Source organism: Bradyrhizobium sp. USDA 4452 (genome assembly GCF_054063575.1).
Genome location: NZ_JBSSGK010000001.1, coordinates 5,327,827 through 5,346,790, shown reverse-complemented (window position 1 = coordinate 5,346,790; position 18,964 = coordinate 5,327,827). Strand labels below are relative to the sequence as shown.

General features: G+C 65.4%; 18 protein-coding genes. 7 read left to right on the top strand and 11 right to left on the bottom strand.

Features of this window, described 5'->3' with window-relative positions; translation table 11 throughout:
* The first annotated feature begins 121 nt into the window (after positions 1 to 121).
* Positions 122 to 838, top strand: a complete 717-nt coding sequence (locus ACVISU_RS25525) for a dihydrofolate reductase family protein (protein WP_063695269.1) — start codon at positions 122 to 124, stop codon at positions 836 to 838.
* An 80-nt stretch (positions 839 to 918) separates the two neighbouring features.
* Here the strand turns inward: ACVISU_RS25525 and ACVISU_RS25520 are convergent, their stop codons facing one another.
* Together ACVISU_RS25520 and ACVISU_RS25515 are read right to left on the bottom strand one after the other, a co-directional pair.
* Positions 919 to 1,743: an outer membrane protein gene (locus ACVISU_RS25520; protein ID WP_456708730.1), complete on the bottom strand. Its 825-nt coding sequence runs from the start codon at positions 1,741 to 1,743 to the stop codon at positions 919 to 921.
* Positions 1,744 to 1,894: 151 nt separating this feature from the next.
* Positions 1,895 to 2,620: a TetR/AcrR family transcriptional regulator gene (locus tag ACVISU_RS25515; RefSeq protein WP_456708729.1), complete on the bottom strand. Its 726-nt coding sequence runs from the start codon at positions 2,618 to 2,620 to the stop codon at positions 1,895 to 1,897.
* Positions 2,621 to 2,825: 205 nt separating this feature from the next.
* Here ACVISU_RS25515 and ACVISU_RS25510 point away from each other — a divergent pair, with 205 nt between their 5' ends.
* Both ACVISU_RS25510 and ACVISU_RS25505 read left to right on the top strand, forming a co-directional pair.
* The gene (locus tag ACVISU_RS25510) at positions 2,826 to 4,088 is read left to right on the top strand and encodes an efflux RND transporter periplasmic adaptor subunit (protein WP_456708728.1); all 1,263 of its coding nucleotides are present in this window, start codon (positions 2,826 to 2,828) and stop codon (positions 4,086 to 4,088) included.
* Between the two features lie 15 nt (positions 4,089 to 4,103).
* Entirely contained in the window at positions 4,104 to 5,693 is a 1,590-nt protein-coding gene (locus tag ACVISU_RS25505) for a DHA2 family efflux MFS transporter permease subunit (RefSeq protein WP_456708727.1), read from the top strand.
* Between the two features lie 76 nt (positions 5,694 to 5,769).
* On the opposite strand, the gene ACVISU_RS25500 is transcribed toward ACVISU_RS25505, so the two are convergent.
* Positions 5,770 to 6,669, bottom strand: coding sequence for a LysR family transcriptional regulator (locus ACVISU_RS25500; protein ID WP_050406365.1), 900 nt, complete (start codon positions 6,667 to 6,669; stop codon positions 5,770 to 5,772).
* A gap of 137 nt (positions 6,670 to 6,806) precedes the next feature.
* On the opposite strand from ACVISU_RS25500, the gene ACVISU_RS25495 reads away from it, so the two are divergent.
* From ACVISU_RS25495 to ACVISU_RS25480, 4 genes are read left to right on the top strand one after another with little or no spacing between them, the layout of a single operon-like run.
* On the top strand, positions 6,807 to 7,346 hold the full coding sequence (locus ACVISU_RS25495) for a hypothetical protein (RefSeq protein WP_456708726.1): 540 nt from the start codon (positions 6,807 to 6,809) through the stop codon (positions 7,344 to 7,346).
* Positions 7,343 to 8,539, top strand: coding sequence for an efflux RND transporter periplasmic adaptor subunit (locus ACVISU_RS25490; RefSeq protein ID WP_456708725.1), 1,197 nt, complete (start codon positions 7,343 to 7,345; stop codon positions 8,537 to 8,539). Before ACVISU_RS25495 ends, ACVISU_RS25490 begins: the two co-directional genes overlap by 4 nt.
* Positions 8,536 to 11,655: an efflux RND transporter permease subunit gene (locus ACVISU_RS25485; RefSeq protein WP_456708724.1), complete on the top strand. Its 3,120-nt coding sequence runs from the start codon at positions 8,536 to 8,538 to the stop codon at positions 11,653 to 11,655. The genes ACVISU_RS25490 and ACVISU_RS25485 overlap by 4 nt, the downstream gene beginning before the upstream one ends.
* 20 nt (positions 11,656 to 11,675) lie before the next feature.
* A complete protein-coding gene (locus ACVISU_RS25480) occupies positions 11,676 to 12,332 on the top strand; it encodes a hypothetical protein (RefSeq protein ID WP_456708723.1) in 657 nt (218 codons plus the stop codon).
* Positions 12,333 to 12,334: 2 nt separating this feature from the next.
* On the opposite strand, the gene ACVISU_RS25475 is transcribed toward ACVISU_RS25480, so the two are convergent.
* The 8 genes from ACVISU_RS25475 to coxB all read right to left on the bottom strand — a co-directional run bounded on the left by ACVISU_RS25475 (position 12,335) and on the right by coxB (position 18,949).
* Entirely contained in the window at positions 12,335 to 13,111 is a 777-nt protein-coding gene (locus tag ACVISU_RS25475; RefSeq protein ID WP_456708722.1) for an SURF1 family protein, read from the bottom strand.
* Positions 13,108 to 13,494, bottom strand: coding sequence for a DUF983 domain-containing protein (locus ACVISU_RS25470; protein ID WP_050406327.1), 387 nt, complete (start codon positions 13,492 to 13,494; stop codon positions 13,108 to 13,110). The genes ACVISU_RS25475 and ACVISU_RS25470 overlap by 4 nt, the downstream gene beginning before the upstream one ends.
* Before the next feature lie 64 nt (positions 13,495 to 13,558).
* Positions 13,559 to 14,455, bottom strand: coding sequence for a cytochrome c oxidase subunit 3 (locus ACVISU_RS25465; RefSeq protein WP_050406326.1), 897 nt, complete (start codon positions 14,453 to 14,455; stop codon positions 13,559 to 13,561).
* 106 nt (positions 14,456 to 14,561) lie between these two features.
* Complete coding sequence (locus tag ACVISU_RS25460; RefSeq protein WP_157113357.1) at positions 14,562 to 15,140, bottom strand: cytochrome c oxidase assembly protein; 579 nt, start codon at positions 15,138 to 15,140, stop codon at positions 14,562 to 14,564.
* Between the two features lie 65 nt (positions 15,141 to 15,205).
* On the bottom strand, positions 15,206 to 15,370 hold the full coding sequence (locus ACVISU_RS25455) for a hypothetical protein (RefSeq protein WP_050406325.1): 165 nt from the start codon (positions 15,368 to 15,370) through the stop codon (positions 15,206 to 15,208).
* Positions 15,371 to 15,408: 38 nt separating this feature from the next.
* Complete coding sequence (locus ACVISU_RS25450; RefSeq protein WP_456708721.1) at positions 15,409 to 16,347, bottom strand: heme o synthase; 939 nt, start codon at positions 16,345 to 16,347, stop codon at positions 15,409 to 15,411.
* Positions 16,348 to 16,410: 63 nt separating this feature from the next.
* Positions 16,411 to 18,027: a cytochrome c oxidase subunit I gene (gene ctaD / locus ACVISU_RS25445; protein WP_050406323.1), complete on the bottom strand. Its 1,617-nt coding sequence runs from the start codon at positions 18,025 to 18,027 to the stop codon at positions 16,411 to 16,413.
* A gap of 82 nt (positions 18,028 to 18,109) precedes the next feature.
* A complete protein-coding gene (gene coxB / locus ACVISU_RS25440) occupies positions 18,110 to 18,949 on the bottom strand; it encodes a cytochrome c oxidase subunit II (RefSeq protein ID WP_050406322.1) in 840 nt (279 codons plus the stop codon).
* Positions 18,950 to 18,964 lie beyond the last annotated feature (15 nt).

The following is an 18,964-nucleotide window of genomic DNA, read 5'->3' as shown; positions in this document are numbered from 1 at the left end:
GACAAGCGACGTTGAAACACCGCTGCGTTATCGGCGTTGAGAACCCGATTACGGCTCTCTAGATCAGGACTGCCCCATCCGCCCCTGCGGCGCAGTCATAACCCACCGAAGAGTTGAGGCAATGCGACCCCACATCATCTGCCACATGGGCACGTCGATCGACGGCCGGCTTCATCCCAGCCGCTTCACCAAGCCGGCCGCGGGCATCCCGGCCGAGGTGCTGCGCTCCCACTATGAGAGGATACATGACGGCTTCAATGCCGATGGATGGATCATCGGCCGCGTCACCATGAACGAGATGGCCAAGGGAACGGAGCGGCAGTTCGCCAATGCGCCCAAGCTGCCGCGCGAGCCGCATCTCGGCAACCGCGACGGCCGCAAGCTCGCTGTCGGCATCGATCCGTCGGGCCGGGTACATTTCGGCAAGGACAATGTCGGCGGCGATCACGCCGTCGCGGTGCTCGGCGAACAGGTCTCCGACAGCCATCTCGCCGAGCTGCGCGAGGACGGCGCGTCCTACATCTTTGCAGGCCTCAAGGGCGACGATCTGGCGAGCGCGATGGCGCAGCTTGCAGCGCGGTTCGGCGCCAAGACGCTGCTGCTCGAAGGCGGCGGTGCGATCAATGGCGCCTTCCTCAAGCACGGGCTGATCGACGAGTTCAGCACATTGATCCATCCGGCCGTCGACGGTGTCGCGGGATCGCAAAGCATTGTCGACTATCACGGCGAGGCCGGCGAGCGCCCCGGCGCCGGGCAGTCGCTCCGGCTCACCCATTGTGAAACGCTGGAAGGCGGCATGGTCTGGCTGCGTCACGCGGTGGAGCGCGCGCCGGGCTGAGCGCTCCCTGAGAGACTGCACCAGAGCTGCGTCACCTCTCCCGCGCGCGGGAGAGGTGACGCAGCGTTTGCTCGCCGGTGTCAGAACTTGTAGCTCAACGCGGCGCGGGCGACGCTGAACCTGTTCTCGCGACTGGCATTGTAACGGATCTGGCTCTGCAGCGGATCCGTGCCCTGGAATGTCGCCGTCGTACCGCTGCTGCCGAGATCGATATAGAGATATTCGCCGCGCAGCGTCCAGTTATTGGTGAAGGCATATTCGAGGCCGGCGCCGGCGGTCCAACCGACGCGAACGTCGGAGTTATCGCCAAGCCAGAGCCGCGAGAGGCCCGTGGAGAAGGCCGACGAATTGGCGATGTTGGTCTTCACCTCGCCATAGGCCACACCGCCCGTCGCGTAGATCAGCAGGCGCTCGGCCGGCACAAAGCCGATACGACCCCGCACGGTGCCGAACCAGTCGATCTTGCTGGTGTTCGCAATGTTGAAATTGCCCGTCACGCCGCCAGGGAAAGCGGCGGTGGTGCTTCCTCCCTTGGTGGACTTCAGGTCGACATAGTTGAAATCGGCTTCCACGCCAAGGACGACCCTGTCCATCTGATAATTGTATCCGATCAGTCCACCAGCGGTAACACCGGCATGGTTGCTGTTCGAAAGGGGCACACGGACGATGTTGCCGGGGGGAATCAGCGAACTGACATTGCTGCTTGTCGTGATATTCCCACCATCATACCAGCCCCCGCCCGCATTCACGCCGGCGTAGAATCCGGACCAGTTGAACGCGGGAGCCAGCAATGGCGGAGCCTTGGTCCAATTGCGCTCCGACAGGTCAGCGGCTGACGCCGCGCTCGCAAATTGCGTAATCAAAAGCAGGCAAGTCCCAACGATTGCAAAACGGCGCACTTCCATTCCCCTTGCGGTTGCCATAGGCCAGCGACACACGTCTCTGCCATGGGCGGAAGGGATGCGACAGTACGTCTCATTCAAATTCTATTCTTTTCCGCACTCCTGTGACGCAGTTGCGACGGTCCGCACTCACAACCTGGTGATCGTCCGGGGGTCAATCGGCGCCGAACCGGTAACCGCTTCTGCACGCCGCGACGAAGAACGAGACGCCGCGCGCGACGTGTTCGTCGAGCTCGGGATCGAGCGCCTTGAGGTCGACTTCGTACAGCGCCCGCATCAGCATCGGCACCGCAATGATGTCGAGGAACAGGCGCGCGGTGGTAGGCAGGTGCTCCGGCGCGAAGGCCGGCAGCTTGCCGAGCTCGTCGGATTGCGTCAGGTCGCGCAGCAGATGGATACCGAGCTCGGTCGCGAGCGCGCGCGCCCTGCGGTTGACGGTGGCGGCGAGATCCGGGAAACGATGCGCCTCGGCGATGGCGAGCCGCATCAGCCCGATCCGCTCGGCGTCGAGACCCCAATGCAGCAGCGTAGATGCGACGCTGGTGAGGCGTTCCTCCACGGTCGCACCAAGAGGCGCGTCCGCCTTGAACTCAGCGACGCGTGACAGGATGTCCCGCGTCACCACCTCGGTGAACAGCGCCCGCTTGTCCTGAAAGCGCGCATAGATCGTGCGCTTGCCAGAGCGCGCGATGTCCGCGATCTCGTCGATGCTGGCGCCTTCGAACCCGCGCTGCAGGAAGACCTTGCGCGCCGCATCGAGGATGCGCGCGTCGACCTCGCCGGCGAGCTCCTTCGGCGGCCGGCCGGCACGCACCTTGATCGGCCTTTCTGCCGTGCGGGCCTTGGGCGCCCGCGGCATCTTCAGCGTGCTGGTGGTCATTGGCTTGACCTCGGGTTCCGTGAGCCGTTGGGCCGGCAACGCCCAGTAATATAGGCCGATCACATCTGGTTGTAAATAGAACGGTACAGTTCCGTTCCTATTGACGCTGCATTGCGGTGGGACTATCTGCCGCACAGAACGGAACGGCATCGTTCCCTTTTGCGAAGGCCTTGCAGACCTCGCTCAACAGCCAGGAGCAGCCATCATGTTCGAAGACACTGTCTTGGAGCGCGACCAACCGGGGCACGAGGGCATCGAGGGTTCGCCCTCGCTTCCACCCTCTCATGAGCCCACCATCACGGCCGAGCGGCCGGAGATCACCGCGCGCGCACCCGCGCAGCAACGCCCCGCAAACAAGCAGCCGGTCCCGCCGGCAACGATCCCGCCGGAGGCCACGGCACCGAAGCGCGGCTTCCTGCGCCGCCGTCCGGTCGTCTCCGCGATCGGCGCCGTGCTGCTCGCCGCCACGCTCGGCGGTGGCTATCTGTACATGGACTACACCGAGCATTTCGAATCCACCGATGACGCCTTCATCGCGGCGCGGCAGTCCGCGCTGGCCCCGAAGGTCTCGGGCTACATCACTGCCGTTCCGGTCACCGACAACCAGCATGTCGCAGCCGGCGATGTGATCGCCCGGCTCGATGACCGCGACTATCGCGTCGCGCTGGCACAGGCCGAGGCGCAGGTCGCGGCCGCACAGGCCAGCATCGAGAATGTCGACGCGCAGCTCGACGTGCAACAGGCGCAGATATCAGCCAACCAGGCCCAGGTCGACCAGGCGCAGGCGGCGCTGACCTTCGCCCAGCAGCAGGCGACTCGCTACCAGCACCTGGAGCAGACCGGCTACGGCACGGTGCAGAATTCCGAGCAGTACACCTCGCAACTGCATCAGCAGCAGGCCTCGCTGCTGAGCGCGCAGGCGACGCTCAATCTCGCGCAGCGTCAGGTCGAATCGCTGAAGGCGCAGCGCAAGAGCGCGGTCGCCAACCTCGCCCAGGCCGAGGCGCAGCGCGACCAGGCTAAACTCAATCTGTCTTACACGACGGTCACGGCCGCGCAGCCGGGCCGCGTCGTCAATCTGTCGGCCGCGGTCGGCCAGTTCGCGCAGGCCGGCACCAACCTTTCGATGTTCGTGCCCGACCAGACCTGGGTCACCGCGAACTTCAAGGAGATCCAGCTCGACCAGATGCGTCCGGGCGAGAAGGTGACGCTGAAGATCGATGCCTATCCCGGCCGCACCATCAAGGGTCATGTCGAGAGCGTGCAGCCCGGATCGGGCACCGCGTTCTCGCTGCTGCCGGCGCAGAACGCCACCGGCAACTACGTCAAGATCGTGCAGCGCGTGCCGGTGAAGATCGTGATGGACAACCCGCCGACCGACGTTGCGCTCGGCCCGGGCATGTCCGTCGTCCCGACAGTGCGGATCAATCCCGCGCCGTCACTGCTCGAGCGGCTTGGCAAGCTCTGATCCGGGGAGGCCGTCATGAGTGCCGCAGCAATCGATGCCGGAAGCCTCCCTGCTCCAAGCGTTGCCGTCAATCCCTGGCTGATCGCCATCGTGGTCGCGCTCGCGAGCTTCATGGAGGTGCTCGACACCACCATCGCCAACGTGGCGCTGCCCTATATCGCGGGCGGGATGGGCGTGAGCGAGGACGAAGCCTCCTGGGTGGTCACCTCCTATCTGGTGTCCAACGCTATCATCCTGACCGCCTCCAGCTTTCTCGCCAAAATGCTGGGGCGGAAGACGTTCTTCCTGATCTGCCTCGGCATCTTCACCGTCAGCTCGATCCTGTGCGGCTTCGCGCCCAATCTGAACGCGCTGCTGCTGTTCCGCATCCTGCAGGGTCTCGGCGGCGGCGGCATGGTGCCGGTGGCGCAGTCGATCCTCGCGGATGCGTTCCCGCCGGCCAAGCGCGGCCAGGCCTTCGCGGTGTTCGGCATCGCCGTGGTGGTGGCGCCGGTGGTCGGCCCGACGCTCGGTGGCTGGCTCTCCGACAATCTGTCCTGGCACTGGTGCTTCCTGATCAACGCGCCGGTCGGCCTGTTCGCGATGGTCGCGATCGCCGCGGTGTTGCGGGAGCCAGCGAAGGCTGCGGACCCGAAGCAGGACAACTCGTTCGACTTCGTCGGCTTCGCGCTGGTGGCGACCTTCCTTGGCGCGCTCGAGGTGACGCTCGACCGTGGCCTCGAGGACGATTGGTTCGGATCGTCCTTCATCGTCGCGTCAGCGGCGATCTGTGCCGCCGCGTTCGTGCTGATGATCCCGTGGGAAATGACTCGCCGCAATCCGATGATCGATTTGCGGATGGTCGCGACCCGGCAGTTCGGGGCGAGCTTCCTGGTGATGCTGGCGACCGGCGCCATCCTGCTTGCGACCACCCAGTTCCTGCCGCAGCTGGTGCAGCAGGATTTCGGCTATACCGCGACCTGGGCCGGCCTCGTGCTCTCGCCCGGCGGCATGGTCACCATGCTGATGATGTTCGTGGTCGGCCGGCTCGCCGCCAGGGTGCAGCCGAAATATCTGATCATCGTCGGCGCGCTGGTGATCGCCGCCTCGATGTACAGCATGACCAACGTGTATGGCGATCTCGGCTTCTGGTACATGGCGCGCTCGCGCATGCTGATCGGCGTCGGCCTGCCGCTGATCTTCATTCCGATCATGACGGCGTCCTATGACGGCATCCCCGCCGGCAAGACCGACCAGGCCTCCGCGCTGATCAACGCGGCGCGCAACACCGGCGGCTCGATCGGCGTCGCGCTGGTCTCCAACGTGCTGACGCATCGCCAGCAGTTCCACCAGAGCCGGCTGGTCGAGCAGGTGACGCCGTCGAGCCCGCAATACCAGGACACGCTGCACCAGGTCACCGACTTCTTCGTCGCCCAGGGCAATGCGCTGGCGCAGGCGCATCAACAGGCGATCCAGTGGATCGGCCAGCAGGTGCAGACCCAGGCCTCGTTCCTGTCCTACATGGATGCGTTCTGGGTGCTGATGCTGATCGCATTGTCGGCGATCCCGCTGGCACTGACCTTGCGCAAGGTCAAGCTCGGCGGCGCCGTGCCTGTCGGTCATTGACAGGCAGCAGAGATAAATTGCGATGCGCCCGCGCCACAGATCGGCGCGGGCGCATCGCTTCAGGATCGGCGCGAGATCAAATGCCGCGCGTAGCGGCAACGATCGTGTCGCGCAGCCAGCGGTGCGCCGGCAGATCGTCGAAGCGGCGGTGCCAGCTCATGACGCTCTGCAGCTTCGACGCGTCGAACGGCAGCTCCCGTATCTCGATCGGATAGGCGCGGCGGAATTCGAGCGCGAGCTTGCGCCCGAGGATCGCGACCATGTTCGATTGCACCAGGACCGCGCCGGCCGACAGATACGGCACATCTGAGGCGATGGTGCGGCTCGCCTTGCGGGCCCGCAGCCAGGCATCGATGAAATCCAGGTCTTCGCCGCTGGAGGTGATCGCAAGGTGCGGCAGCTCGACCAGCGTCTCCCCGGTCAGCTTCTTGCGCAAGGCCGGATGACCGGCGCGTAGCACCGCGACGAAGCGGTCCTCGATCAGCCGGCAGGAGGCGAAGCGCTCGCCCTCCAGTGCGCGGGCGGAGATCGCAAGATCGAGCTCGCCGCGATCGAGCCTATCGGCGAGATCGAGCGTCCCGCTCGGCACCAGCGTCAGCCGTACCCTCGGCGCCTGCGCGCGCACCGCCGCGATGATCGCGCCGGCCGCGACCACCGCGGCATAATTGTTGACGGCGATGGTGAAGCGCCGCTCCGCCTGCGCCGGATCGAAGCGATCGCCCTCGACCGCGAGTTGCAGCTCGCTCAGCGCCTTGCGGACCGGCAGCGCGAGCGCTTCGGCCCGCGGCGTCGGCAGCATGCCGGACGGCGTGCGGACGAACAGCTGGTCTTTCAGCGCATGACGCAGCCGGTTCAGCGCGTGGCTCACGGCGGGCTGGCTGATGGCAAGCGCGCCAGCCGCGCGCACCACGCTGCGCTCGCGCATCACGGCGTCGAACACCAGGAGGAGATTGAGATCGAGATTGCGCATCCGCATGCCGTCATCATGCATGATATGAATTGACGGATAAAGACAATTCATTTGAATTATATCGACCCAGGGCCCAGCTTCCGGGCATGTCCGAAAGCCCGCACAGCGCCCTCGCAACCCGGACCCGCCCCGCCGTCACGGGCGTGCTGGTCGGCGTGCTGGCCGCCCCCGATGCTGCGTCCATCACCGTGCCCGAGACCTTTGCGCGCTGGCGCCGGCTCACGCCACTGGCGACGTGGCTGCCGATCGAGCTCCGCGAAACCAGCTATGCCGGCATCCTGAGCGGCGTTGCGGACGCGCTCGACCGCGTCGGCATGATCCCGCGGCAGCTGATCCTGCTCGGCGAAGGATCGGTCGCGCGGCGCATGCTCGAACTGGCGTTGCGGGGCGAGTTGCCCTGCGGCGGCATCGTCGCAATCGACGCCGCCTCCGACGCGCTGCCGTTTCACATCGTGCCGACAGTGACCGCGATCCGGCTCGTCGTTCATCGCACCGACGATGCGCCGCAAGAGAGCCTGATCGGCGCGCTGCGCGCTTCCGATCTCGACGCACGCATCATCCACCTCGACCTGACCGCCGGCCCCGGGGCCGCGGCGGCCGCGGCGAGCGCAACTGAAACCTTCGTCCTGGAACTGGTCGCAACGATCGGCCGCCGGACAACCGATGGAGCTGGTGACCCATGAGAGCGAAGACCTTCAAGATCGCGGCCGCCGGCATGGTGACCGCCGCCGCAATCGGCGCCGGCTCTTACGTCCTGCATCGACCGGACAGCGCGACGGACCATGCACCGGCGGCCCAGTCGAACACCACCACATCAGTCGTTCCGGTGACGGCGGCGAAAGTGTTGCAGCATGATGTGCCGATCGTGCTCGAAGGCCTCGGCACGGTGACGCCGATCAACACGGCCACCATACGCACCCAGGTGCAGGGCACGCTCGACAGCGTCGATTTCGTCGAGGGTAAGCAGGTGAAGCGCGGCGATGTGCTCGCCAGGATCGACCCGCGGGTCTACGAGGCTCAGGTCGACCAGGCCGAGGCCGCGCTGGCGCGCGACGAGGCGAGCCTGAAGAACGCCCGGACCAATCTGGCGCGAACGCAGCCGCTCGCCAATCGCGGCTTTGCCACCCAGCAATTGCTCGACACCCAGGATTCGCAGGTCGCCCAGGGCGAAGGTACCGTCGCGCTCGACAAGGCGGCGCTGGAAGCCGCGCAGACGCAGCTGAGCTTCGCGACGATCACCGCACCGTTCGACGGCGTCACCGGCATCCGCCGCATCGATCCCGGCAATATCGTACACCCGACCGACACCAACGGACTCGTGGTCCTCACCCAGCTGCAGCCGATCGCGGTGATCTTCACGCTGCCGTCCGGCGAGATCCCGGGCGTGCGGCAGGCGCTGGCATCCGGAGACGCATCGGTCGACGTCTATGATGCACAGAACAAGCACAAGCTCGACCACGGCAGCCTGATGCTGATCAACAACCAAGTCGACAGCTCAAGCGGCACGGTGCAGCTGAAGGCGTCCTTTCCCAATGCCGGCAACACGCTGTGGCCCGGCAGTTTCGTCAACGTCCATCTGACGATCGCGGTTCGTCACGACGCGCTCACCGTGCCGCTAACGGCGGTGCGCCAGGGACCGGACGGCGGCTTCGCCTATGTGGTCGGCGCGAACAACGTCGTCAGCATGCGCAATGTCACGGCCGGCCAATCGCGCGACGGGCAGGTCCTGATCGAGCAGGGCCTCGCGGCCAACGAGACCGTCGTCACCGCGGGTCAGTACCGGCTCAATCCGGGGACGAAGGTCGAGATCGTGCCTGATGACAAGAAAGACCTGGTCCAGGAAGCAACCACCGCAAGCGCAGGCATGCTGCCATGAACATATCAGCAGGTTTTATCCGCAAGCCGGTCGCCACCGCCTTCCTGGCCATCGCCATCGTGCTGGTCGGCATGATCGCCTTCGTGCGGCTGCCGGTCTCGGCGCTGCCGACGGTGGATACCCCAACCATCCAGGTCACCGCGCAATTGCCCGGCGCCGATCCGCAGACGATGGCGTCCTCGGTGGCGACGCCGCTGGAGCGGCAGTTCGGCCAGATCGCCGGCCTCACCGGCATGAGCTCGAGCAGCGGGCTCGGCAACACCCAGATTACGCTGCAATTCGCACTCAACCGCAGCGTCGATGCGGCCGCGCAGGACGTGCAGACCGCAATCGATGCGGCATCGGGGCAATTGCCCAAGACGATGCCGTCGCCGCCGACCTTCCACAAGGTCAATCCGGCCGACGTGCCGGTGCTGCTGATCGCGCTGATGTCGGACACCGAGCCGCTGACCAAGGTCGACGACTATGCCGACAGCATCCTGGCCCAGAAATTGTCGCAGGTGCCGGGCGTTTCGCTCGTCACCATCGGCGGCATGCAAAAGCCCTCGATCCGGGTGCAGGTCAATCCGGCCAAGCTCGCCGCCGCGGGGCTCGATCTCGAGCAATTGCGCGGCACGCTCGGCAACATCACGGTGAACCAGCCCAAGGGCGTGCTCTACGGCAGCCAGCAGGCCTACACGCTCGCCACCAACGACCAGGTGCTGGTCGCGAGCAAGTATGATGATCTGATCATCGCCTATCGCAACGGCGCGCCAGTCCGCCTGCGCGACATCGGGCACGCGATCGTGGCGGCCGAGGACATCACGCTGCATGGCTGGTACAACGACAAGCCGGCGGTCATCCTCGCGATCCAGCGCCAGCCCGGCGCCAACGTGATCAGCACGGTGGACGGCATCGAGAAGCTGCTGCCGCAGCTCGTGTCGAGCCTGCCGTCCGACATCAAGGTCCAGATCGCCTCCGACCGCACCCAGACCAGCCGCGCCAGCGTCGCCGACGTGCAGTTCACCCTTGTGCTGACCATCGCGCTGGTGGTCGGCGTGATCTTCCTGTTCCTGCGCAATCTGTGGGCGACCATCATCCCCGCGGTCTCGGTCCCGATCTCGCTGATCGGCACCTTCGGCGTGATGTATCTGCTCAACTACAGCCTCGACAATCTATCGCTGATGGGGCTGTCGATCGCGGTCGGCTTCGTCGTCGACGACGCCATCGTGATGATCGAGAACATCTCGCGGCACATCGAGGAAGGTCTCTCCCCGATGCAGGCCGCCCTGAAGGGCGCCGGCGAGATCGGCTTCACCATCATCTCGATCTCGGTCTCGCTGATCGCGGTGTTCATTCCGCTGCTGCTGATGGGCGGGGTGATCGGCCGCATGTTCCAGGAATTCGCCGTCACGGTGTGCGTTGCCATCGTGGTGTCGGTGATCGTCTCGGTGACCCTGACGCCGATGATGTGCGCCTATCTACTGTCGCCGCACCAGGGCGCCAATGCCGGCGCGGTGTCGCGCGCGCTGGAACGCGGCTTCATTGCGATCCAGGCGGCCTACGAGGCCGTGCTGGCCAAAGCGCTGCGCTACAAGGCCACGACCCTGTCAATCATGCTGGCAAGCGTCGCGGTGACCGGCCTGCTGTTCGTCGGCATCCCCAAGGGCTTCTTCCCGCAGCAGGACACCGGCATGATCACCGGCATCACCGAGGCCTCGGCCGACGTCTCGCCCTCACAGATGGCGACGCTCCAGCGCAGCGTCATCGACGTCATTTCCAAGAACCCTGCGGTCGCCAATGCGACCGGCTACATCGGACCGGGCGGCCCGACCGTGACCGAAAACAACGGCCGCCTGTTCGTGCTGCTGAAGCCGCGCAACGAACGCGATGCGTCCGCCGATCAGGTGATCCGGCAGCTCGACACGGCGCTAACGAAGATCAAAGGGATGTCGGTGTTCATGCAGGCGACGCAGGACATCAACCTCGCCAGCCGGCTGTCGAAGACGCAGTACCAGTTCACCCTCACCGACGTGAACCAGGACGAGCTCAATCTATGGGCCGGCAAGCTGTATCAGAAGCTGAAGACGCTGCCCGAGCTGGCCGACGTCGCGACCGACCAGGCCAATGCCGCGCGTCAGCTCAAGCTGCAGATCGACCGCGACGCCGCCTCCCGGCTCGGCATCGATCCGGCCGCGGTCGACAACACGCTCTATGATTCATTCGGCCAGCGTCACGTCGCCCAGCTGTTCACAACGCTCAACACTTACTACGTGATCCTGGAGGTCGATCCGTCGTTCCAGCTCGGCCCCTATGCGCTCAACCGCATCTACGTCCGCTCGTCGGCGGGAACGATGGTGCCCTTGAGCCAGATCGCGAGCATCGACTACGGCACCGCACCGCTCTCCGTAAATCATCAAAGCCAGTTTCCGTCGGTGACGCTGAGCTTCAACCTGGCGCCGGGCACGGCGGTGGGGACCGCAGTCGCAGCCGTGCAGAAGGCGACCGCCGACCTGCAGGTGCCTTCGACGGTGGTCACCAGCTTCCAGGGCAACGCGCAGGCGTTCCAGGCGGCGCTCGCCTCGACGCCGGTCCTGATCCTCGCTGCGGTGGTCGCCGTCTATCTGATCCTCGGCATGCTCTATGAGAGCACGATCCATCCGGTCACGATCCTCTCGACCCTGCCGTCCGCCGGGCTCGGCGCGCTGCTCACGCTGTGGGCGTTCGGCTTCGGGCTCGACGTGATCGGGCTTGTCGGCATCATCCTCTTGATCGGGATCGTGCAGAAGAACGGCATCATGCTGATCGATTTCGCGCTGGAGGCCGAGCGGCACCAGCATCTCTCCGCCGAACAATCGATCTACATGGCCTGCAAGGCGCGCTTCCGCCCGATCCTGATGACGACGATGTGCGCCATGCTCGGCGGCGTTCCGTTGATGATCGGCACCGGCACCGGATCGGAGCTGCGCCAGCCGCTCGGCTTTGCCATCGTCGGCGGGCTAATCGTCTCGCAGCTGATGACGCTGTTCACGACGCCGGTCGTCTACATCTATCTCGACGGCTTGATCCACTGGATCGGCCGCATGCGCAGGAGCCGTTCGGGCAAGCCTGCGGCACATCCCACAATGTCGACCTGAACGTTGCCTCGGAGGCGCATATGGACGTGGTTCATATTGAGATGCGAGGGACGCCCGGCGTGCGCGAGGCCGCGGTACGGTTCTGGGCGATGAGAACCGTTGCCGCAGTGCTGGGCGAAATCGCGGGCCTCGCCGTTGCAGGAAAGGGGAGCCACTTCCTGGCCGCGGCCGGTGTGGTGTCAATTGGGGTGCTGTATGCACGCGATCGCGCAGGTCCGATCGCCTTTTGGCCGGTACTGGTCGGCGTCCTGATGCTAAGCGCGGCATTGGCCCATATGGCGGACCGGTCGCTCGGGATCGGCGATTGTATCCCCTCGGTCCAGCTGGCGGCACTGTTCGCGCTCGCCCTAATCGTCCGGGCTCGGGTGGCGGGCAAAACGGGATTCCTTGCCGTCGGGTCGATCCGGAATCATGCGCCGTTCTGGATCGTCACGATGCTGGCGCAGGCACTCGCCAGTTCGTTGGCCGACTGGGTGGTGGAGCCCGGTCAGACCGGCTCATCCGTCGTGCTGCTGGCTGTCGCAATCGGCCTGCCGGCGGTGGCCGCGGCCCGATGGGCGCGGATCGCACGTCCCGCACTGTTCTGGGCCGCGTTTGTGTTGACCGGGATTCTCGGCGCGCTGTGGGGTGACATGCTGATCCGTCTGATCGGAGCCGGCCACTCGCTCTCCACCTGATCTCAAGCTCCCTTGCGCCACTGGCCACGCCACCACAGGCCGAAGGCGATCGTGACCGCGGCGGCCAGCGAAAACCAGGTGATAGCGTACTGCATGTGGTCGTCTTTGAGATGGACCTTGAGAGGTCCGGGCTTCGGGGTGCCGCTGTCGGGCACCGGCGCCTCGAGGTCGATATAGAACGGTGCGAGCTGAGCTCCGTCCTTGCCCCAGCCGAGCGCCTGCGCCATCGCGCGATGATCGCGCACGAACCACAGCCGCTTCACCGGATCCTCCTTCGGCGTCAGCCGGCCCGGCGGCTCGGGAAAGCGGATATAGCCGGTGAGCTCGACCGGTGCGCCCGTGACGAGGCGCCCGGTGACGCGATCCTCGAAGGCACGGTCCTGCATCGTGTTCTGCACGAAGCCGGTGTTGATCACGACGGTTTCGCCGCTGGCGAGCGTGGCCGGCAGGAACGCCCAGGTACCGGGTCCCGAAATGTCGTCGCGCACGGCGGAGCCGGAGCTGAAGACCATCGCATCCGGCTGTTGCGCGTAGGTCGCGGTCAGGGTGACGCGGCGGAATTCATCCTTGGCCGAGGTCAGCGTGGGCCATGCCGAGGGTGGCGGCAGCGCGTCGGTCGGGGCGGCCAGCCGTGCGTCGAGCGCAGCGATCAGCGCATGCTTCTCGACCCGGCGCTGCAATTGCCAGACGCCGAGCGCGACGAACACCGCGATCAGGATCAGCGTGAAAATGCCGAAGCCGGCCGCGCTCGGCCGGCGGGTCGTGGTGGTCTCATTCATTTCGGATCGCGCTCGATCAATTGGCCTTCGGCGGCCTTGTGGTGGAATTGCAGCGCGATCAGCAGCGCCTTCATGGATCGCAGCGGCAGGATCGTGGTCGCCACGATCAGCGGCAGCCACAGCGCGGCGTGCACCCAGAACGGCGGCTGGTACTTCACCTCGACGATCAACGCCGCCGCGACCACGATGGCGCCGGCCAGCATGATGACGAAGATCGCCGGCCCGTCGCCGGAATCGATGAAGGCGAAGTCGAGGCCGCAGGCCTGGCAGCGCGGCGCCAAGGTTAGGAAGCCGGAATAGAGCTTGCCCTTGCCGCAGCGCGGACAGCGGCAGGCGATGCCGCGCATCGCGCTCTCGGTCACGGTAGGCGGGGTATCGGTCATCGGTTCTCTTCAAAAGCAAAGGGGCGGCCGTTCGGCCGCCCCTGATAGCACGTCGGCCTGCGCTTTAGTGCGCGCCGTGAGCCATCGACTCGGCGCCGTGGCCCCAGACGTAGATGCAGATGAACAGGAACAGCCAGACCACGTCGACGAAGTGCCAGTACCAGGCGGCGAACTCGAAGCCGAGGTGCTGCTTCGGCGTGAAGTGGCCGGCATAGGCGCGGATCAGGCAGACCAGCAGGAAGATGGTGCCGACCAGCACGTGGAAACCGTGGAACCCGGTCGCCATGAAGAACGTCGCGCCATAGACGTTGCCGCCGAACGAGAACGTCGCATGGGCGTACTCATAGGCCTGCACGCAGGTGAAGAGGGCGCCGAGAATCACGGTGAGGATCAGGCCCTGCTTGAGGCCCTGGCGGTCGTTCTCCAAGAGCGCGTGGTGCGCCCAGGTGACCGTCGTGCCCGAGGTCAGGAGCAGCAGCGTGTTGAGCAGCGGCAGATGCCAGGGATCGAAGGTCTCGATGCCATGCGGGGGCCAGGTACCGGGGACCGAGCAGGCGCCCATCGCCGTGCCGGGGCCGCAGCCGAACACCGCATCGCGGGTGGCGTGCACCGCATCGGCCGGGAACAGCGCCGAATTGAAGAACGCCCAGAACCAGGCGACGAAGAACATCACCTCGGAGGCGATGAACAGGATCATCCCGTAGCGGTGGCTGATCTGCACCACGCGGGTGTGGTCGCCCTTGTACTGGGCTTCCTTGATCACGTCGCCCCACCAGCTCGCCATCGTGTAGAGCACACCGATGGTGCCGATGCCGAACACGATCGGAGCGGCGGAGTACATGTGGTGCATCCAGCCGATCGCACCGAACGCCATGATGAAGGCCGAGATCGAGCCGACCACCGGCCACGGGCTCGGGTCGACGAGATGATAGTCGTGATGCTTGACTTGCGCCTCAGCCATTGCCGTCTCTCCATTCGCGTGCCGCAAGGCACGTCTTAATCTTCAATTCCAATCTCTTCAGCATGATCTTCCCGGAAAACCGGTCCCCACTTTTCCGGATCGTGCTCTAGCCGCCCTTGCGCTGCTCCGCCTCGCCCGCAGCCACGGGCTTCGGCGTGGCATCGCGCACGGGGAAGAAGGTGTAGGACAAAGTGATCGTCTTCAGCGTGTCGTTCTCGCTGTCCCTGGCCAGCGCCGGATCGACATAGAACACCACGGCCATCTCGCGCTTCTCGCCCGGCGCCATGGTCTGCTCGGTGAAGCAGAAGCAGTTGATCTTCTGGAAATAGGCGCCGACCGTCAGTGGCGCGACGTTGTAGGCGGCCTGGCCCGTCGTGGTACGCGCCGACTGGTTGGTCACGGTGTAATAGACCGTGACCACCTGGCCGATCTTGACGTCGATCGTGGTCTGCTCGGCCTCGAACTTCCAGGGCAGGCCCGGCGCGACGTTGGAATCGAAGCTGACCGAAATGGTGCGCTCGAGCGGCGCATCCGTCGGGACCGACGTCGCGACCTGGGTGGTGCCGTTGAAGCCGGTGGTGCGGCAGAACCAGTTGTAGAACGGCACGGCCGCGTAGGACGCGCCGACCATCAGCACCACCACGAAGCCGCAGATCGACGCGACCATGGCGTCGCGCGTCAGCATGCGGCGCGTGACTTTCGTGCCCTCGCCTTGCGGAGCCTGCGGTGCGGGATGGTTCGCCACCTCGCTCACAGCGGCCGCACCAGCACGGCCGGCCCCTTGACGAGGGTGACGGCGAAGAACAGCACGACCATGACGCCGAGCGCGAGCGCAATGGCGATCGAACGCTGGCGGCGGCTCCTGAGCTGCGCCTCGGTGAGGACGATGCCTTCTGGTTGGTTCTTGTCGTCCATTGGTATCCCGTGCGTCCCCATCTCGCCCCCCGGCGTCCCTACCCGATGATGACAGGCAGGATCGCGCGGACCACGACCTCGGCGAGGAGGACGGCGAACAGCGCGAACAGATAAAGGATCGAGAAGGCGAACAGCCGGCGCGTGGCACGGTTGGCCGCAACACCCTCACGACGGCGATAGACCTCGACGGCGAGCCACAGCATGCCACAGCCGAGCACCAGCGAGGTGACGCCGTAGATCGCGTCGAAATAGCCGAGCGGCCACGGCGCCAGCGCGATCGCGACCAGCACGATGGTGTAGAGCAGAATCTGCAGCCGGGTCGCGTCGGGCCCGGCGACGACCGGCAGCATCGGGATGCCGGCGCGCGCATAGTCGTCGCTGCGGAACAGCGCCAGCGCCCAGAAATGCGGCGGGGTCCAGAAGAAGATGATCAGGAACAGCAGGATCGGCTCGACCGAGAGCGAGCCGGTCGCGGCCGCCCACGCCACCACCGGCGGCAGCGCACCGGCGGCGCCACCGATCACGATGTTCTGCGCGGTCCAGCGCTTCAGCAACATCGTGTAGATCACGGCGTAGAAGAAGATGGTGAAGGCAAGCAGCCCGCCCGCCACCCAGTTGACCAGGATTCCGAGCGTCATCACCGAGAAGAAGGCGAGCGTCAGGCCGAAGGTGGCCGCTTCGGCCTGGGTGATCTTGCCGCGCGGGATCGGCCGGTTGGCAGTGCGCGACATCAAGGCGTCGACGTCGCTCTCATAGGCCATGTTGAGCGCGCCGGAGGCGCCGGCGCCGACCGCGATGCAGAGGATCGAGGTGAACGCCAGCACCGGATGCACATGCACCGGCGCGATCATCAGCCCGACCAGGGCGGTGAAGATCACCAGCGACATCACGCGCGGCTTCAACAGCGCGATGTAGTCGCCCACTTCGGCCTCGGAGATCCGGGGCATTTCGATAGCGTTGTGATCGACAACCGACAAGATCAGGTCTCACTTCTCTTGGAAAGGCGCGGCGCACCTGGGGTGCGCCGCGTTGTCTTGGACTTACTGCACGCGGGGCAGCACTTCGAACTGGTGGAACGGCGGCGGCGAGGTCAGCGTCCACTCCAGCGTGGTCGCACCCGCGCCCCACGGGTTGTTCGCGGCCTGCTCCTTGCGGACGAAGGCATCGATCACCCCATAGATGAAGATCAGCACGCCGACGCCGGAGATGTAGGAGCCCCAGGAGGAGATCAGGTTCCAGCCGGCGAACGCGTCCGGATAGTCGACGTAGCGGCGCGGCATGCCCGACAGCCCGAGGAAGTGCTGCGGGAAGAACACCAGGTTGACGCCGACGAAGGTGAACCAGAAGTGCGCCTTGGCGATCTTCTCCGAGTACATGTAGCCGAACATCTTCGGGAACCAGTAGTACCAGCCGGCGAAGATGCCGAACACGGCGCCGAGCGACAGCACGTAGTGGAAGTGCGCCACCACGTAGTAGGTGTCCTGCAGCACGCGGTCGACGCCGGCATTGGCCAGCACGACGCCGGTGACGCCGCCGACGGTGAACAGGAAGATGAAGCCGATCGCCCAGATCATCGGCGCCTTGAACTCGATCGAGCCGCCCCACATCGTGGCGATCCACGAGAAGATCTTCACGCCGGTCGGCACCGCGATCACCATGGTGGCGGCGACGAAATAGGCCTGCGTCGCCGAGGACATGCCCACGGTGTACATGTGGTGCGCCCACACCACGAAGCCGATGCCGCCGATCGCCACCATGGCGTAGGCCATGCCGAGATAGCCGAACACGGGCTTGCGCGAGAAGGTGGAGACGATCTGGCTGATCATGCCGAAGGCCGGCAGGATCAGGATGTACACTTCGGGGTGGCCGAAGAACCAGAACAGATGCTGGAACAGCACGGGGTCGCCGCCCCCGTCGGCCGCGAAGAAGGTGGTGCCGAAATTGCGGTCGGTCAGCAGCATGGTGATCGCACCGGCGAGCACCGGCAGCGACAACAGCAACAGGAACACCGTCACCAGGATCGACCACACGAACAGCGGCATCTTGTGCAGGGTCATGCCCGGCGCCCGCATGTTGAAGATCGTGGTGATGAAGTTGATGGCGCCGAGGATCGACGACGCACCGGCGAGATGCAGCGACAGGATCGCGAAATCCACTGCCGGACCCGGATGGCCCGAAGTCGACAGCGGCGCATACATGGTCCAGCCCGCGCCGACGCCGTTGGCACCCGGCTCACCCTCGACGAAGGTGGACATCACGAGCAGCGCGAACGAGGCAGGCAGCAGCCAGAACGAGATGTTGTTCATGCGCGGGAACGCCATGTCAGGCGCGCCGATCATCAGCGGCACCATCCAGTTGCCGAACCCGCCGATCATCGCCGGCATGACCATGAAGAAGATCATGATCAGACCATGCGAGGTCACGAACACGTTATAAGTGTGCGTTTCGTGGAATATCTGGACGCCCGGATACATCAACTCGGCACGGATCGCGATCGACATCGCAGCGCCGATGATGCCCGCGATCACCGCAAAGATAAGGTACATCGTACCGATATCCTTGTGGTTCGTGGAGTAGAGATAACGCCGCCATCCGGTCGGATGGTGGGCGTGATCGTCATGGGCGTGATCGTCGTGTGTCGCTGCGCCTGTCGCCATGTTCAAAATCCTGCCTTGCAGTCCCTCTCGGACCTTGCGGGTCCCATCGCCCTTATTCCGTCCGCGCCGTGAGCCGTCAGGCTTACTGCGCCGCCTGACCAGCCGAGGCGTAGGAATTCGCCGGGTTGGTCGCAAACTTCTTCTTCGCCCCTTCAACCCAGGTCGCGAATTCCTGGTCGCTGACGACCCGCACCGCGATCGGCATGAAGGCGTGATCCTTGCCGCACAGTTCCGAGCACTGGCCGTAGAACACGCCGGTCTTGGTGGCCTTGAACCAGCTCTCGTTGAGGCGGCCGGGGATCGAGTCGATCTTCACGCCGAACGCCGGCACCGCGAAGGAGTGGATCACGTCGGCACCGGTGGTCTGGATCCGCACCACCTTGTTGACCGGGACCACCATCTCGTTGTCGACGCCGAGCAGGCGGGGCTGCTTGTCCTTGTCGAGCAGCGAGTCGAACTCGAACTTGCCGTTATCCGGATAGGCGTAGGACCAGTACCACTGCTTGCCGGTGACCTTTACCGTGAGGTCCGGCTTCGGCACGTCGAGCTCCAGGAACAGGAGGCGGAACGACGGCACCGCGATGCCGACCAGGATCAGCACCGGGATCAGCGTCCAGGCCACTTCGATCAAGGTGTTGTGGGTGGTCCTGGAGGGGACCGGGTTGGCCCTGGCGTTGAACTTCACCACCACGATGACGAGCAGCGCCAGCACGAACAGGGTGATCAGGGTGATCAGCACCAGCAGGAAATTGTGGAACCAGATGATGTTTTCCATCACCGGGGTCGCGCCTTCCTGCAGCGTGTGCTCCCACGGCGCCGGCTGTCCCATTTCGGCGAAGGCCGATCCCGCGGCGATCGACGCCACACCCGCTACCGCCAACCCCAGCAATTGCCTGCCCAACCGGCCAATCGACATCTTCATGCCGCTCGCGCTCCC